The following is a 14,981-nucleotide window of genomic DNA, read 5'->3' on the forward strand; positions in this document are numbered from 1 at the left end:
GGTTTCGTGGCAGGCCGGTGCTCGGCACGCAGTGGGCATACTGCGGTGCCGGTGGCGGTCGTCGCGCCACCGGCAACGGCATCTGCCGTCTTTCGCGCTCAGGGTTGCGGCGCCAGAACCGCCTGGTATCCGGCCGCGGTGATCGCTGCGGCGACGATGGCCGGGTCGAGGCCGTCGTCGCCGGTCACGACGGTGTGGCCTTTGCGGACGCTGGTTTCGGCGCGCTGCACGCCGGGGACCTCGTCTTCGAGGGTCTCGTCGATGAGCAGTCCGCAGCTGGCGCAGTGCATCCCGGTTACGGTGAATACGTAGGTCGCGCTCATGAGGACTGCTCCGTGACGGTCAGGCGGCCGGTGTACATGCCCATGCCGCAGGAGTAGGCCAGCCGGCCTGGTTTCAGGACACCGAGGCCGATGCGGGTGTCGCCGTTGACCGGGAGGATCTTCTCGACGTTGAGGCTGGGGATGACGAAGGAGCGCACGCAGCCCTGCGCTTTGTCCGAGCGCACGATCAGCGTGGTGGGCAGCCCGGCGGCCACGTCGAGGTTGGCCGGGGTGTAGGCGCCGGTGACGGCGCTGACGATCACCGTCTGGTGGCCGGACTCGACGCTGACCCGGGGGCCGGTGACCTCAGCGGGGGCATCGCCGGTCAGGCCGAGGGCGTAGGCGATCTGGCTGGCGGCAACCGGGGAGCCGGACAGTTCCAGGCCACCGTTGAAGGTGTAGGCACCCAGGGCCAGGATCAGCACCCCGGTCGCGACCGCCAGACGCTTGGCCCAGGCACCGGCGGCACGGCGGGCACGGGCGGCCGCGAAGCCCAGCACCGTGAACAGCGGCGCGGTCCCCACCACGAACACGGCCATGATCAGCGCGCCCTGCCACGGCGACCCGGACGCCACAGCCAGGGCCATCACCGACAGCGTCACCCCGCAGGGGATGAGCATGCTGGCCACGCCGAGCACGGCCGGAGCCAGTGCGGACTGGGATCGGGCGCGGCCGCGTACCAGCCGGGTCCAGGAGGCCGGGGGAGTGAAGGTCAGGCCGTTGAACGCCTTGACGCCCAGCTGGCCCAGACCCATCGCGATGATCAGCAGCCCGGCGCCGATCTGGACCATGGCACGTAGGTGCATGCCGAGCTGCACCGCGGTGCCCACGGCGCCGAGCAGGGCGCCCAGCAGGGCGTGGGAGGCGAGCTTGCCGATCAGGAACCCGCCGACGGGGGCGAGGTCGTCACCGACGCCGGCCGGCGCAACCGGGGCAGCGCGGCGACGGCTGGGGCCGGTGGTGACAGGTTGGCGCTGGCGGGACACCAGGCCGGCCAGCAGGCCGCCCTGCACCGCGGCGCAGGACACGCCTCCGGCGAGCAGGCCGAGCAGCAGCACGGAGAAAAGATTCGTCGACACGTGGGGATGAGACCTTTCGCAAGAAGGAGGAAACCAGCAGCACAACATCCACGTCAGTAGATGTGTCGGGGCGGGTTTCTCCTACGTGCGCAGGATGCACAGCTGCGCGAGGGTCGCCGCGCGCGGCAGCGGCCCGACGGGGTGCACCAGAACCTGACCGGCTCGGCGCAGCAGCGTCAGCAGCCGAGACGGTTCGGCCAGCAACAGCAGCGCCCCGGCGATCGCAGCCAGCACACTCATGCACGCCACAGCCAGGCTGCCGTGGTCGTCGGTGGGCTGCTGTCCGTGCTCGGCGTCAGTCGGATGCCGGTCGTGGCCCGAGTCGGCTGCCATGGCAGCCGGCATCAGCAGCAGGGCCATGTCATCGGTGCACTGCCACGACTGCCACAGCCCCAGCCCCGCCAGCAGCAGCGCGACGAGCACGACACGCAGCGGCATCGCCGCTGATCGGGTCGCGCTGTGCTGCATGGACACAGGATACGGGGCGCGTCCGGCTGCGGTCTGCCGCTGCGCCGCGGTGGGGTCAGCGCGCATCGGCTGGGGCGGCCGCGGCGATGCGACGACCAGGTGGTTGAACGTGCGGGGCCAGCCGCTGCGGCGGGTCGGCAAGCCCCGGTCCGCCTGCGGCGATCCAGTCGGCGACGGCCTGGGTCAGCGCCGGGTCGAGGATGCGCCCGAGCCAGGTGCCCCGGCCGCCCGCGGCACGGCCGGCAGCGCTGGGCAGCACCACGATCGTGTTGCTGCGCTCGCAGTTGCCCAGGCAGCCGGTGACCGTCAGGTTGCTGCCCGCGGCGGCGCGCAGCTGGTCGGTCTGCAGGTGGTGGTCGGTGTCGGGGTGTTTGTCGAGGGTGCCGCAGCAGCAGCCGCGGCACAGCACGACCCGGCAGGTGCTTGCCGCGGGGGTGGAGGAGGGCATGTGGGGTGGCCTTCCGGGCGAAGGTGCGCCGGTGGCACCGTCCGAGCCTGGGCGGTGCCACCGGCGCTGTTCGGTCAGGAGCGTGCGGTGACGGTTTTGAAGCCGCGCAGCCGCAGGCTGTTGGTAACGACGAACACCGACGACAGGGCCATCGCAGCCCCGGCGATCATCGGGTTGAGCAGCCCCAGCGCCGCCAGCGGCAGGGCAGCGACGTTGTAGGCGAACGCCCAGAACAGGTTCGTCCTGATCGTCGCCAGGGTCCGGCGCGACAGCCGGATCGCGTCGACCGCCGCCATGAGGTCACCGCGGACCAAGGTGAGGTCGGCTGCCTCGATCGCGGCGTCGGTGCCGGTGCCCATCGCCAGGCCGAGGTCGGCCCGGGCGAGGGCGGCGGCGTCGTTGACGCCGTCGCCGACCATCGCCACGACCTTGCCCTGGGCCTGCAGCCGCTTGACGACCTCGACCTTGTCGGCGGGCAGGACCTCGGCGATGACCTGCTCGATGCCGACTTCGGCCGCGATGGCTTTGGCGACGGTGGTGTTGTCACCGGTCAGCAGCACCGGCGTCAAACCCAGCGCCCGCAGCCCGGCGACCGCGGCGGCGCTGGTCGGCTTGACGACGTCGGCGACGGCGAACACCGCCCGCGCGGCACCGTCCCAGCCAGCGAGGACCGCGGTGCGTCCGACGCGTTCGGCGGCCTGCCGCGCGCCGTCCAGCTCGGCCGGCACGGTCATTCCGTGCTCGGCCAGCAGCGCCGCCCGGCCCACGACCACCGCCGTGCCCTCGACCGTGCCAGTGACACCCAGGCCTTGGGTGTTGGCGAACTCGGACACCGGCGGCAGGTCCCCGGCTTCGGCCGCCGCGGCGGCAATGGCCTGGGCGATCGGGTGTTCGGAGGCTGCCTCGGCCGCGCCGGCCAGCCGCAGCACCGTGGCCCGGTCGGTGCCGTCGGCGGTGACGGCCTCGACCAGCGTCATCTGGCCGGTCGTCACGGTGCCGGTCTTGTCCAGCACGACGGTGTCCACCCGGCGCGTGGATTCGAGAACCTCGGGACCCTTGATGAGGATGCCCAGCTGTGCGCCTCGGCCGGTGCCGACCAGCAGCGCCGTCGGTGTCGCCAGGCCGAGCGCGCACGGGCACGCGATGATCAGTACCGCGACCGCGGCGGTGAACGCCGCCGCGACCCCGTTGCCGGTGCCCAGCCAGTACCCGAGCGTCGCGACCGCCAGCGCGATGACGATCGGGACGAACACCGCCGAGATCCGGTCAGCCAGCCGCTGCACGGCCGCCTTGCCGGTCTGTGCCTGCTCGACCAGACGTGCCATCTGCGCCAGCTGCGTGTCAGCACCGACCCGGCCGGCCTGCACGACCAGCCGCCCGCCGACGTTGACGGTCGCACCGACCACCGCGTCACCGGGACCGACCTCGACCGGCACCGACTCGCCCGTCAGCATCGAGGCGTCCACCGCCGAACTGCCGTCGGCGACGACGCCGTCGGTGGCGATCTTCTCCCCGGGCCGGACCACGAAACTGTCCCCGACCGCTAGCTGTGCCACCGGGATGCGCTGCTCGCGGCCGTCACGCAGAACGTTGACGTCCTTGGCGCCGAGTTCGAGCAGCGCCCGCAAGGCCGCGCCGGCGCGTCGCTTGGACCGGGCCTCAAAGAACCGGCCCGCGAGGATGAACACGGTGACCGCGGCGGCCACCTCGAGGTAGACGTTGCCGGAGCCGTCGCTGCGGGAGATCGACAGGCTGAACGGGTGCGTCATGCCGGGGGTGCCCGCGCTGCCGAAGAACAGCGCCCATACCGACCACCCGAACGCCGCCAGGGTGCCGACCGAGATCAGGGTGTCCATGGTCGCCGCGCCGTGGCGCAGGTTGACCCACGCGGCGCGGTGGAACGGCGCGCCGCCGTAGACCACGACCGGTGCCGCCAGGGTCAGCGACAGCCACTGCCAGTTCGTGAACTGCCACGCCGGGACCATGGCGAGGACCACGACCGGCACCGCCAGGACCAGCGAGGTCCACAGCCGTCGGCGCAGCCCGGCGAGTTCGTCGGCCGGTTCGGGCTGCTGGTCGGTGTCGGTCTGCGGGGGTGCGGGCACGGCGGCGGTGTAGCCGGTGGCCTGAACCGTGGCGATCAGGTCATCGGCGCTCACCGTGTCGGGGAACGTCACCCATGCCTTCTCGGTGGCGTAGTTGACCGTGGCGGTCACGCCGTCCATGCGGTTGAGCTTCTTCTCGATCCGCGCGGCGCAGGAGGCGCAGGTCATGCCGCCGATGGCGAGCTCGATCTGCTGGGCGGCGTAGGTGAGCGGCTTGCTGTCGGTGCTCATCAGTGCCCTCCTTCGTGTCCGTGCGACGGGCGGGGCGCCGGTGCGCTCGGCACCGGTGCCGGTGAATCAGATGCGGCGGGCTGCCCGGCCAGCGCGGTGAACGCCGCGGTGCGTACGACCCCGGCGTGCTGGAAGTCCAGGAACAGCCGGTACGCCCCGGCTGACGGGACCTCGGCGTGGAAGACGATGTGCGGCCCGGGTGCGGTGCGGCCGTCGCCGGGTGTTCCGTCGGGGTGCACGTGCAGGTAGGCCAGGTCTCCGTCACGTAGCGCGACCAGGTGCCCGTAGGCGGCCAGGTACGGCTGCAGGTCGGTGGCCGGTACGCCGTCCTTGGCGACGGTCAGCGTCAGCTTCGACGAGGTGCCGGGAACCAGGTCGCCGTCGAGGGTGACGGTGTAGCCGTCGATGGTGGCCGTTCGTGCGGCCGCGGGCAGCGGCTGCGGCTGGTAGTCACCTGCGGCGGGCAGGTCCACGCCGAGGGTCAGCGGCCCGTTGCGGCCGGCGGGCTGGAAGTCGGCGAACAGCCGGTACTGCCCGGCCGCCGGCGCCTTCACGTCGATCTGCCACACGCCGTCGGGACCCAGCGTGGGGTGCACGTGCTGGAAACCGGTGAGGTCCCGGCGCACGACGATCAAATGCAGGTCCTTGTCGTGGGTGGGCGTGTAGCCGGTGACCGCTTTGCCGTCCGGGCCCAGGACCGAAAACCGCAGCGTGGCGGGGGACTGGGCGGACAGCGCGGCGGTCAGCGGCTGCAGCCGGTAGCCGTCCTGGGCGATCTGCAGTCCGCCGGGAACCTCTGCCGCCTGCGGGGCGGCAGGTGTGGCGGTGTGGCCGCCGTGCGCCGGGCTTGCCGGTGGGGGGTTGTCAGCGGCAGAGCCGGGGCCGGCCAGGTGGCCGGCCCCGAGCGACGCTGCGAAGACCGCGGCCAGGCCGAGCCCGTAGAGGCTCAGCTTGAGCGGGGTGTTCATGACCGTGCTCCGATCAGTTCGTAGCCTGCCTCGTCGACCGCGGCGGCGACCGCGGCCTGCTGCAGCGGCGCGGTGCTCGTCACGGTGACCGCACCGGACGCCAGGTCGACCTGCACACCGGTCACGCCGTCGATCCTGCCGACTTCGGCGCTGACCGAGTTGACGCAGTGCCCGCAGGTCATGCCCTTGACGGTGTAGACGGTCTCCATCACAACTCCCTCCACGCGATACCCCCATGGGGTATCTCTTCCTCGGACCGTAGCATACCCCCCGGGGGTGTGGCCAGCGGGAGGCGATGGCCCTCGTCACAACAGACACTTCCTCCCCGCAGGCCACGCCCTCACCGGCTGACCGCACTGGCACCGGGCTCACCGCCCGACCACTGGCCGATGCGTGTATCGCCTGCTCGCCGCCGAAGATACCCCCCGCCCGTATCCGGACCGCGGCGCGTGGCACCCTGGCCGCAGATGCGATCACCCGCTGCGCGGGCGAGAGCATGGCTACCGTGGAAAGTGACCGACGTGCACCGGGTGACGCTGCGAGCGCTGCTGCTGGCAGTCCTGTTCGGCCTCACCCTCATGCACACCTTCGGCCACGCAGCACACGCAGGCCCCCACCACCCCGAATCGGCGAGCGCCAACACCCAAGCCGTGCCGGCCGCAGCCCCCGCATTCCAGCAGGACGACTGCCACGGATGCGGCGACCACCAGCCATGGCAGGCATTCAGCGTCTGCATGGCCGTGCTGTCAGCCCTGGCGCTGCTCGCGATCGCCTGGTTCTGGCTGCGCCGAGCGGCCGGCCGCGTCCATCCGCCACGGCCGGCCGCGGCGGCGTTCGCCTGCTCGCGTGGGCCGCCTGCGGTGGAACCGCTGCGCATACGCCTTGCCCGACTGTCGGTGTCTCGGACGTGAGACGACCCGGCGGCCCACCCGCGGCCGCACGGAACACCTCACGTCAGGCAGACCGATGGAAGGCATACCCGTGAACGCGAAGCACACCGTCCGGCGGCTGCTGCTGACCGGCTCACTCGCCGCTGCTCTGTTCGTGGCAGCAGATTCTCGACCGGCTGAAGTAGCGGCACGCGGCGGGTGCGTGGACCAGCCCTGCACCCGCCGTCCACGACGCGGTGACCCGTTCAGCCGCGCTTCATCAACCGCCCGACCGCGGCCATCATCTCGGTGGCCATCTCGTCGGAGCGGCCCTGCTCGGCGCCGGCCTGCATGCAGTGGCGGGCGTGGCCGTCCAGCAGGCCGAGGCCGACCTTGTCCAGCGCGGCCTGGATCGCCGAGATCTGGGTGAGCACGTCGATGCAGTAGCGGTCGTCCTCGACCATCTTCTCGATGCCGCGCACCTGGCCCTCGATGCGGCGGATGCGGGTGAGCAACTGGTCCTTGGTCGCGGTGTAGCCGCGGGTCGGGGCGCCGGTGGCGGGCGTGGTCGGGGCGTGGGCGTGCGTCGTCATGACACCACTATAGCGAAACCCCCGGGGGGTATGCTAGGTTGCCGAAGACGCCATACCCCCACCGGGTATGGGTATCTGAGAGGGGTTCTGTCATGGGCTGCTGCGACAACGGCACCTGTTCGACCACCACCGTCCCGACCATCGGCCGCGCCTACGCCGTGTCCGGGATGACCTGCGGCTCGTGCGCCACTCGCGTCACCGCCGCAGCGCGGGCCGTGCCGGGCGTCACCGACGCCTCGGTCGACCTTGCCACCGCCACCCTCACCGTCGCCGGCACCGCGACCCAGGCCGACATCGTCGCGGCCCTCGCCGCCGCCGGATACACCGCTCACCCCTAGACCAGCCGGCCCACCCGGCCGGAACCCTGAAGGGACCTCGAAGTCATGTCAACGCAACCGCGGCGCTGGTGGGCCCTGGCGCTCATCGCCGCCGCACAGTTCATGGTCATCATGGACACGTCGATCATCGGCGTCGCCCTACCCCACATCCAGTCCCAGCTCGGCTTCACCCAGCAGAACCTGTCCTGGGTGTTCAACGCCTACGTCATCGCCTTCGGTGGCCTGTTGCTTCTCGGCGGACGCCTGTCCGACCTGTTCGGCGCCCGGCGCATGTTCATCACCGGCTGGATCATCCTGCTGGCCGGATCCGCTCTGGCCGGAGCCGCAGGCAACGTCGCCACCGAACTGAGCGCCCGCGCCGTGCAGGGCGCAGGCGCCGCCCTGATCGCCCCATCGTCGCTGACCCTGCTGATGATGCTGTTCGGCGCCAACCCCCGCGAACTGACCCGGGCCCTGGCCCTGTACGGCGCGGCCGCACCGGCAGGCGGAACCGCCGGAGTGTTCCTCGGCGGCCTGATCACCCAGTACCTGTCCTGGCCGTGGATCTTCTACCTCAACATCCCCGTCGCCATAGTCGCCGTCATCGCCGCACCGGCACTGATGCCCGCAGGAACACGCGCCCGCGGCAGCATCGACTGGGCCGGCGCACTCACCGTGACCGCCGGCCTGGCCGCACTCGTGTACGGCATCATCGCCGCCCCCGAACGCGGCTGGACCTCGCCCTACACCTGGGCCGTGCTCGGCGCCGCGACCGCGCTGCTGGCCACCTTCGTGATCATCCAGGGCGTGCGGCGGGCGCCGCTGCTGCGGCTGTCGCTGCTGCGCTCACCCAACCTCGCCGCGGCCAACCTCGCCCAGGCGCTGCTGGGCGCGGCGTGGATCCCGATGTGGTTCTTCCTCAACCTCTACCTGCAGCAGGTCCTCGGCTACAGCTCACTGCCCGCAGGCGCAGCGCTGCTGCCGATGACGGTGCTCATCATGGCCGCGATGATCACCGTCGCGCCCCGGGTCATCGCCCGGTTCGGGTCAAAGACGACCACGGTCACCGGCCTGGCGATCCTGGCCGCAGGCATCGGCTGGCTGGCGCTGGTACGCCCTGACGGTAGCTTCACCGCTGACGTGCTCGCCGCGTCACTGCTGGCCGCAGTGGGTATGGCGCTGGCGTTCATCCCGTCGCTGGGCACCGCGATCTCCGCCGCGCCGCCCGCCGACGGAGGCCTGGCCTCTGGTCTGGTCAACACCAGCTACCAGGTCGGCTCGGCACTCGGCCTGGCGGCGATGACCGCCCTGGCCGCCTCCCGCGGCGCCACGGCGCTCGGCGACCCCCTGGCGCTGACAAGCGGATTCTCGGCCGCGTTCACCGGCGCCGCGGTCATCGCAGCCGCAGCTGCGGTCCTGGCCGCACTGACACTGCGCACACCACCGTCCCCCTCAACACAGACGCCGACCTGGCAGGCGACCGCCGAGCAGCCTAGCGGCGACCTCCACGTCCGAGCCTGACCAACCGAGGGCGGGCAGCCGCCGACACGGCAGCTGCCCGCCGCCACCCACCAGATCGTCACCGGCGCCATCAGCAGCGCTCCCGAATAATGATCAAATTCCGCGCCTGACTTACCCCCACGGGGTATGGTCGGAAGTGGATCTAGAAAAGACGGGACTGGGGAACCGCGATGAAACAGCAACACACCGGCCACGACCACCGGCACGACAGGGGGCGCCGCAGCCACGTCGCCGAGGTCGCATTGGACTTCTGCTTCTGCGCCACCGAACTGGCCGCACTTGAACGATTCCTGACTGCGCAGCCGGCCATCACTTCCGCAGTCGCCGACCGGACCCGCTCCGTCCTGCACATCGCCTACGACCCGGCCCGCACCGACACCGCCAGCATCCAGGCACTGCTACGCGGGCACGGCTACGGCTGCGACTGCGCCGACTGCCCCGCCTCGTGCTGCCAGCCAGGGCACCCGGCCGCCGGCCACACCGACGAGTCCGACGCCCACGCCCACCACCCCAGCCACACCGCCGCCGGCGCACCCGCCGACGACCCGGGTACCGCCCACGCCGATCACCACCAACACTCGGGCACAGCGACGATGGACCACCCGCATGCCGCCGAGCCCGCCCACCCGGCCGAGCACACCGAACACGGCGGCCACGACGAGCACGCCGGCCACGGCGCCGACATGGTCGCCTCGATGCTGCGCCGTTTCGTCCTCAGCGCGATCCTCACCATCCCGATCGTGTTGTTCTCCCCGATCGGGGAGGTGTTCGGGTTCCCGTCGCAGCCACCGTTCGGCCTGTCCATGGGCTGGTTCGGACTGATCCTGGCCACCCCGGTCGTGTGGTGGGGCGGCTGGCCGTTCATCTCCTCGGCCGCCCGGTCGCTGCGCCACGGCGAGGTCACCATGATGACGCTGATCGCCGTCGGCATCCTCGTGGCCTATCTGTACTCGGTCGCCTCGACCCTGCTCGGCGGACACGAGGTGTTCTTCGAAGCCGCCGCGATGCTGACCACGCTGAGCCTGCTCGGCCACTGGCTGGAGATGCGCTCACGGTTCGCCACCGGACGCGCCGTCGAAGCGCTGCTGTCGCTGGCGCCGCCGACGGCGATCGTGCGCCGCGACGGCCAGGACACCGAGCTTCCCCTCGACCAGGTCGTCACCGGCGACGTGATCGTCGTCAAGCCAGGCGCGAAGGTCCCCGTCGACGGCACCGTCGCCGACGGGCAGTCCTACGTCGACGAATCGATGATCACCGGTGAGCCGGTGCCGGTCGTCAAACGGCCCGGCGACACGGTGGTCGGCGGCACCATCAACACCACCGGCGCGTTCACGTTCACCGCCACCGCCGTCGGCGCCGACACCGCTCTGGCACGTATCGTGCAGATGGTTCGCAACGCCCAGGCGTCCAAAGCCCCCGCGCAACGCCTGGCCGATACCGCAGGCAAGTACCTCGTCTACGTCGCGCTGGCCGCAGGTGCCCTGACGTTCGCGGCATGGATGCTGTGGGGCGGGCACGGAGTCGGGTTCGCGCTGACCGCGGCGGTGTCGGCGATTGTCATCGCCTGTCCCGACGCCCTGGCCCTGGCCACACCGACCGCCATCACCGTCGGTGTCGGGCAGGGTGCCCGCGGCGGTGTGCTGTTCAAGAACGCGACCGCCCTGGAGACGACCGCGGGCATCGACACCGTCGTGTTCGACAAGACCGGCACCCTGACCGCCGGCAAACCCACCGTCACCGACCTGATCTCCGTCGATGGCGTGACCGAGGAGGAACTGCTGCGACTGGCCGCAGGCGCCGACCAGCCCTCGCAGCACCCTCTCGCCACGGCGATCGTCGACGCCGCCCGCCAGCGCGGCATCACCGTCAACCCTCCTGAGGCCTTCGACTCGATCCCCGGCCACGGGGTCCAGGCCACCGTCGGCGACCGGACGGTGCTCATCGGCAACGCCCGGCTCATGCGGCGCGACAACATCGACATCGCCGCGCTGGCCGGCAAAGCCGGGGCGCTTGCCGTCGACGGTAAGACGGCCATGTACGTTGCCGTCGACGGACGGCCGCTGGGTGTCCTCGCGGTAGCCGACCCGATCCGCGACTCCGCCAAGGCCGCGATCAGCGCGCTGCACGGCGCAGGCGTGCGCACCGTGATGCTGACCGGAGACCAGCGCTCCACCGCCGAGGCGGTCGCCCGGCAGTTGGGCATCGACACCGTCATCGCCGAGGTCCTGCCCGCCGACAAGGCCGGCAACATCGCCAAGCTGCAGCAGGCTGGGTCGAAGGTCGCGATGGTCGGCGACGGCGTCAACGACGCACCTGCGCTGGCCCAGGCCGACATCGGCGTCGCGATCGGCGCCGGCACCGACGTCGCGGTGGAGACCGCTGACCTGGTGCTGATCCGCGACAACCCTGCCGACGTCGCGTTCGCACTGCGGATCGCCCGCGCGGTCCGGACCAAGATCAAACAGAATCTGTTCTGGGCCGCGATCTACAACGTGCTGGCCATTCCGGTCGCCGCCGGCGTGTTCTACACGAGCCTGGGCATCCTGCTGCAACCGCAGTGGGCGGCGCTGCTGATGAGCGCCTCGACCATCATCGTCACTTTCAACGCCCTGCTGCTGCGCCGGCACACCCCGCCCGCGCCGCAGCCGCCCCGCACGCCTGCCACCGCGGAGGCCGCCAGCTGAATCGGGCCAGCAGGCCGCGCGCATGGCGAGTCCGGCTGTCCTGAGGCGGGCCGGCAGCGGACGCCGCTGCCGGCCCGCCTTGTGCCGCAGCCCGCGTATGGGCACCTCGCCATGCGCCGAGCTGTCGCAGAGGCCGTTCCCTGCCCCTCGGCGGCGAGCTGGCCGAAGGGCATCGAGTGGGCGCCAGGGCTGCACAAGGGCCTCATGCCACCGCTCCAGGCGGCGGAAGGCGACGTCGATGGGCTAGTGATACGCAGCTGCGAGAATCAACGCGCGGGCCTTCTGGTCCAAGGCCGCCGGTTGCATCGTCTCTGCACTGTGCAGCCACCACTGCACGATCGCCATGTAGGCGCCCGCGGCGTACTTCACGAAGCCATCCAGCGTCAGCGGAAGATTCGTCAAGCCGCTTTTGGCGGTGATGCTGAGTGTGCCGGGTGCACCTATGGTCACCTTCGTCGACGCCGACGAGCTCGAGCGCCGCCGCGCACCAAGACCAACGTGAACAGCGTCCCAGCCCGCCGTCGACGTAGGTGCACTTGGGCTGGCCGGGTCCTGCAGATGTTGGTCCTCGCCGACGGCCCGTTCTCATCCTGCGAGCTGGCTGGCGAGCAGCCCGGCACCAATGACGATCACGAACCAGCCGAACGCCTGACGCAGCATCTCCGGCCTGACACGCCCGGCCAGACGGCTGCCGACGAGACTGCCGACGACGGCACCGGCGGTGACCATGGCCGTCAAACGCCAGTCGACGCTGACACTGTGCAGGTAGCCGGCGAGGCCGGCCGCTGATTTCATGGCGATGATCAACAAGGACGTGCCGACGGCAGCGGGCATGGCGAGCCCGCCGAGCAGCACCAGGGCCGGCACCACCAGGAAGCCGCCACCTGCGCCGACCAGGCCGGTGGCAAATCCGACACCGACCCCCTCGACGAGGATCTTCCGCACCGGAAGCCGCATCTGGGCCTGGGCGGCGTTGACGCTTCGGTCCTGCCGGGCACGGATCATCGCGACCGCGGTGACCAGCATCATCGCGGCGAACGCGATGAGAAGGACGCTGCCCGGGATGTATTGCGCGACCCGGCCGCCGGCGTAGGCGCCGACCATGCCGGCCGCCCCGAACAGCACTCCCGTGCGCCACCGCACACGCCCGGCGCGCGCATGGGAGATGAGCGCGACGGCGCTGGTCACGCCGACGACGACCAGCGACATCGCGATCGCCGGCTTCGGCTGCGCGCCGGCGAGATAGACCAACACCGGGACGGTGAGGATGGAGCCGCCGCCGCCGAGCATCCCCAGCGTCAGACCGATGACCACCGACGCAGCCGCGACCAGGCCGATCGACGCGGTCACCGGCCCGTCCCGTGCTCACGCAGCCGAGCGACGGCGGCCGTCGTCGCCGCTGCGTTGCGCGGCTGGTTGTAGGGCAGTTTCGACAGCATCAGGCCCATGGCGCAGGTGTCACTCAGCGCCGCGAAGGTCAGCCCAGCGCCGATGAGGCCGGCGACGAAGCGCGCGCCGGGCACCCACACACTGGCAATGATCGAAGCCAGAACGATGCCGCCGGCGACCAGGCGTACCTGACGCTCGAGAGCCCAACGCTGACGGCCGCGCACGAGCGGCGCACCGGCTTGCAGCCAGGCGTTGAGCCCACCGGAAAGGACACGGGCGCCGCTGGCTCCGGCGGCTGCGAGCCTGGCCTGACATCGGCCGGCGCGGTTGCCGGACTGGCAGACCATGACCATCGTCGGGCCGGCGGCGGCCACGAAGTCGTCCAGGTGCGCCTCGACCTGGTCCAGGGGCAGGTTGACGGAGCCGGCGATGTGCGCGGTCTGGTACTCACCTGGTGTGCGCACGTCGACCAGCAGCACCTCGGACTCGCCGGCGAGCAGGGCACGGACGGCGGAAACGTCGATGGCCGATGCGGTCTGGGTCATGTGAAGGCTCCCTTTGAAGGATCGTTGTAATGGCGGTAGTTCGTGAATCGGGCGTCGTCAGTTCGGCGCCGCGACCGCTCAGGTGGCCAGAGCCTCAGCGAGTTCAGGCACACCAGCTCGGTCCAGCGCCGCGGGCTGATACCCCGCACGCAGCAGCACGGTCGCCGCGATCGCGGCACGCCTACCGGACCCGCACGCGACCAGCACCGGCCTGCCGCGGTCGAGCTCGGCGGGGACGCCCACAGCGAGCAGGTCAGGCAGGAACCTGTGCACCGCACCGTCGAGCGAGACCGTCCGGTGCTCGTTGGGCATCCGCACGTCGAGCAGCTGCGCGTCGTCGGCGGCCGCTCGGACGGCGAACGCGGCGAGGTCGAGTACCTCGAACGTGCCGTTCGCGTGCGTGCGCAGGTCGCGGACGACGCCGGTGACGCTGTCGACGCCGATCTGCGCCAGCTGCGTGACGGCCTCGCTGACGTCCTGGTTGGTGTCGGCGACCAGGACGATCGGTTTGCCGAAAGGCACCAGCCAACCCGCCCACGATCCGAAATCGGTACCCAGTTCTATGCCCAGCGACCCGGGCAGGTGGCCTGCGGCCATCACCTGGCGGGGGCGGATGTCGACCACGTGCGCACCGGCGGGCAGCCGCTCGACGTCGAGCTCGGGCACCGCCAGCGGCGGCATCGGTGCCACACCGAGGATGTTGGCTGCGCTCATATGCTCGTAGAACGCCGGGACCGGCATCGGGTCGGCCAGCAGCCTGTCGGCGAAAGCCTCGGCGTCGCCGACGGACAGCAGCGGATTGGTGTCGACTTCCGCGCCGATGGTGGAGGTGTAGCGGCCGGCTCCGGACGCGGTGCAGAACGAGCCCTCACCGTGGGTGGGCAGCAGTTCGACATCGCGTGGCAGACAGGCGAGGCGGTGAAGGGAGCCGTACTGCAGCTTGGCCAGAGTCCGCGCCCGAGCCGGGCCAAGCAGGTCCGGTCGGCCGGCGGAGGCGACCAGCAGGCTGCCGCCGGAGAACACCGCCACCGGTTCGCCGTCGATGAGGACCAGGTAGCTGGTGTGCTCGGGGGTGTGGCCCGGGGTGTGGATCGGGCGCAACGCCAAGCCGCCTCCGCCGTCGATGTCTTCGAGGTGGAACGCCGGGGTGTGGGTGTAGGTGGGGGCTGCGGCGGCCGGTAGGACCAGTTCGGCGCCGGTGCGCAGCGCGGCCTGGTGTCCGCCGGAGACGTAGTCGTTGTGCAGATGCGTCTCCACCACGAAGCGCAGCTGCACATCGCGCTCGGCCGCTGCGACCAGGAACCGCTCGATGTCGCGCTGCGGGTCGACCAGCACGCCCTGGCCTTCATGGCTCAGCAGGTATGTCTGGTCGCCCAGGCCGGGCGTGCGGAATGAAACGATCTCCACGGTCTTCCTCCTTCGAATTTCGTATACCCCCGGG

Annotated in this window: 16 protein-coding genes; 4 read left to right on the forward strand and 12 right to left on the reverse strand. The window is 71.2% G+C overall.

Annotated features, from left to right (window positions below):
* Positions 1-98 precede the first annotated feature (98 nt).
* From HAV39_RS31495 to HAV39_RS31525, 7 genes are all read right to left on the reverse strand, one after another.
* Positions 99-323 (reverse strand): cation transporter, encoded by a 225-nt coding sequence (locus HAV39_RS31495; protein WP_191842818.1) that lies wholly within the window; start codon positions 321-323, stop codon positions 99-101.
* On the reverse strand, positions 320-1,402 hold the full coding sequence (locus HAV39_RS31500) for a sulfite exporter TauE/SafE family protein (RefSeq protein ID WP_203736296.1): 1,083 nt from the start codon (positions 1,400-1,402) through the stop codon (positions 320-322). Before HAV39_RS31500 ends, HAV39_RS31495 begins: the two co-directional genes overlap by 4 nt.
* 81 nt (positions 1,403-1,483) lie before the next feature.
* On the reverse strand, positions 1,484-1,870 hold the full coding sequence (locus HAV39_RS31505; RefSeq protein WP_191842820.1) for a hypothetical protein: 387 nt from the start codon (positions 1,868-1,870) through the stop codon (positions 1,484-1,486).
* Between the two features lie 55 nt (positions 1,871-1,925).
* Complete coding sequence (locus HAV39_RS31510; protein WP_191842821.1) at positions 1,926-2,318, reverse strand: (2Fe-2S) ferredoxin domain-containing protein; 393 nt, start codon at positions 2,316-2,318, stop codon at positions 1,926-1,928.
* Between the two features lie 74 nt (positions 2,319-2,392).
* Positions 2,393-4,654 (reverse strand): heavy metal translocating P-type ATPase, encoded by a 2,262-nt coding sequence (locus tag HAV39_RS31515; protein WP_191842822.1) that lies wholly within the window; start codon positions 4,652-4,654, stop codon positions 2,393-2,395.
* Entirely contained in the window at positions 4,654-5,622 is a 969-nt protein-coding gene (locus HAV39_RS31520; protein WP_191842823.1) for a hypothetical protein, read from the reverse strand. Before HAV39_RS31520 ends, HAV39_RS31515 begins: the two co-directional genes overlap by 1 nt.
* Entirely contained in the window at positions 5,619-5,831 is a 213-nt protein-coding gene (locus HAV39_RS31525) for a heavy-metal-associated domain-containing protein (protein WP_191842824.1), read from the reverse strand. Before HAV39_RS31525 ends, HAV39_RS31520 begins: the two co-directional genes overlap by 4 nt.
* Before the next feature lie 303 nt (positions 5,832-6,134).
* Here HAV39_RS31525 and HAV39_RS31530 point away from each other — a divergent pair, with 303 nt between their 5' ends.
* Positions 6,135-6,533, forward strand: coding sequence for a DUF6153 family protein (locus tag HAV39_RS31530; protein WP_191842825.1), 399 nt, complete (start codon positions 6,135-6,137; stop codon positions 6,531-6,533).
* Positions 6,534-6,757: 224 nt separating this feature from the next.
* On the opposite strand, the gene HAV39_RS31535 is transcribed toward HAV39_RS31530, so the two are convergent.
* Positions 6,758-7,084: a metal-sensitive transcriptional regulator gene (locus tag HAV39_RS31535; protein WP_191842826.1), complete on the reverse strand. Its 327-nt coding sequence runs from the start codon at positions 7,082-7,084 to the stop codon at positions 6,758-6,760.
* Between the two features lie 92 nt (positions 7,085-7,176).
* Between HAV39_RS31535 and HAV39_RS31540 the strand changes: the two genes are divergently transcribed.
* From HAV39_RS31540 to HAV39_RS31550, 3 genes are all read left to right on the forward strand, one after another.
* A complete protein-coding gene (locus HAV39_RS31540; RefSeq protein ID WP_191842827.1) occupies positions 7,177-7,422 on the forward strand; it encodes a cation transporter in 246 nt (81 codons plus the stop codon).
* A 45-nt stretch (positions 7,423-7,467) separates the two neighbouring features.
* Positions 7,468-8,922 (forward strand): MFS transporter, encoded by a 1,455-nt coding sequence (locus tag HAV39_RS31545; protein WP_191842828.1) that lies wholly within the window; start codon positions 7,468-7,470, stop codon positions 8,920-8,922.
* Positions 8,923-9,092: 170 nt separating this feature from the next.
* Positions 9,093-11,606, forward strand: coding sequence for a heavy metal translocating P-type ATPase (locus tag HAV39_RS31550; protein WP_191842829.1), 2,514 nt, complete (start codon positions 9,093-9,095; stop codon positions 11,604-11,606).
* 243 nt (positions 11,607-11,849) lie between these two features.
* On the opposite strand, the gene HAV39_RS31555 is transcribed toward HAV39_RS31550, so the two are convergent.
* The 4 genes from HAV39_RS31555 to HAV39_RS31570 all read right to left on the reverse strand — a co-directional run bounded on the left by HAV39_RS31555 (position 11,850) and on the right by HAV39_RS31570 (position 14,947).
* The gene (locus HAV39_RS31555) at positions 11,850-12,056 is read right to left on the reverse strand and encodes a hypothetical protein (RefSeq protein WP_191842830.1); all 207 of its coding nucleotides are present in this window, start codon (positions 12,054-12,056) and stop codon (positions 11,850-11,852) included.
* Positions 12,057-12,191: 135 nt separating this feature from the next.
* Positions 12,192-12,956: a sulfite exporter TauE/SafE family protein gene (locus HAV39_RS31560; protein ID WP_191842831.1), complete on the reverse strand. Its 765-nt coding sequence runs from the start codon at positions 12,954-12,956 to the stop codon at positions 12,192-12,194.
* Positions 12,953-13,540: a rhodanese-like domain-containing protein gene (locus HAV39_RS31565; RefSeq protein ID WP_191842832.1), complete on the reverse strand. Its 588-nt coding sequence runs from the start codon at positions 13,538-13,540 to the stop codon at positions 12,953-12,955. The genes HAV39_RS31560 and HAV39_RS31565 overlap by 4 nt, the downstream gene beginning before the upstream one ends.
* A 78-nt stretch (positions 13,541-13,618) precedes the next feature.
* Positions 13,619-14,947: a rhodanese-like domain-containing protein gene (locus HAV39_RS31570; protein WP_191842833.1), complete on the reverse strand. Its 1,329-nt coding sequence runs from the start codon at positions 14,945-14,947 to the stop codon at positions 13,619-13,621.
* Positions 14,948-14,981: the final 34 nt, after the last annotated feature.

This window comes from Catellatospora chokoriensis (assembly GCF_011297315.1).
GTDB lineage: Bacteria > Actinomycetota > Actinomycetes > Mycobacteriales > Micromonosporaceae > Catellatospora > Catellatospora citrea.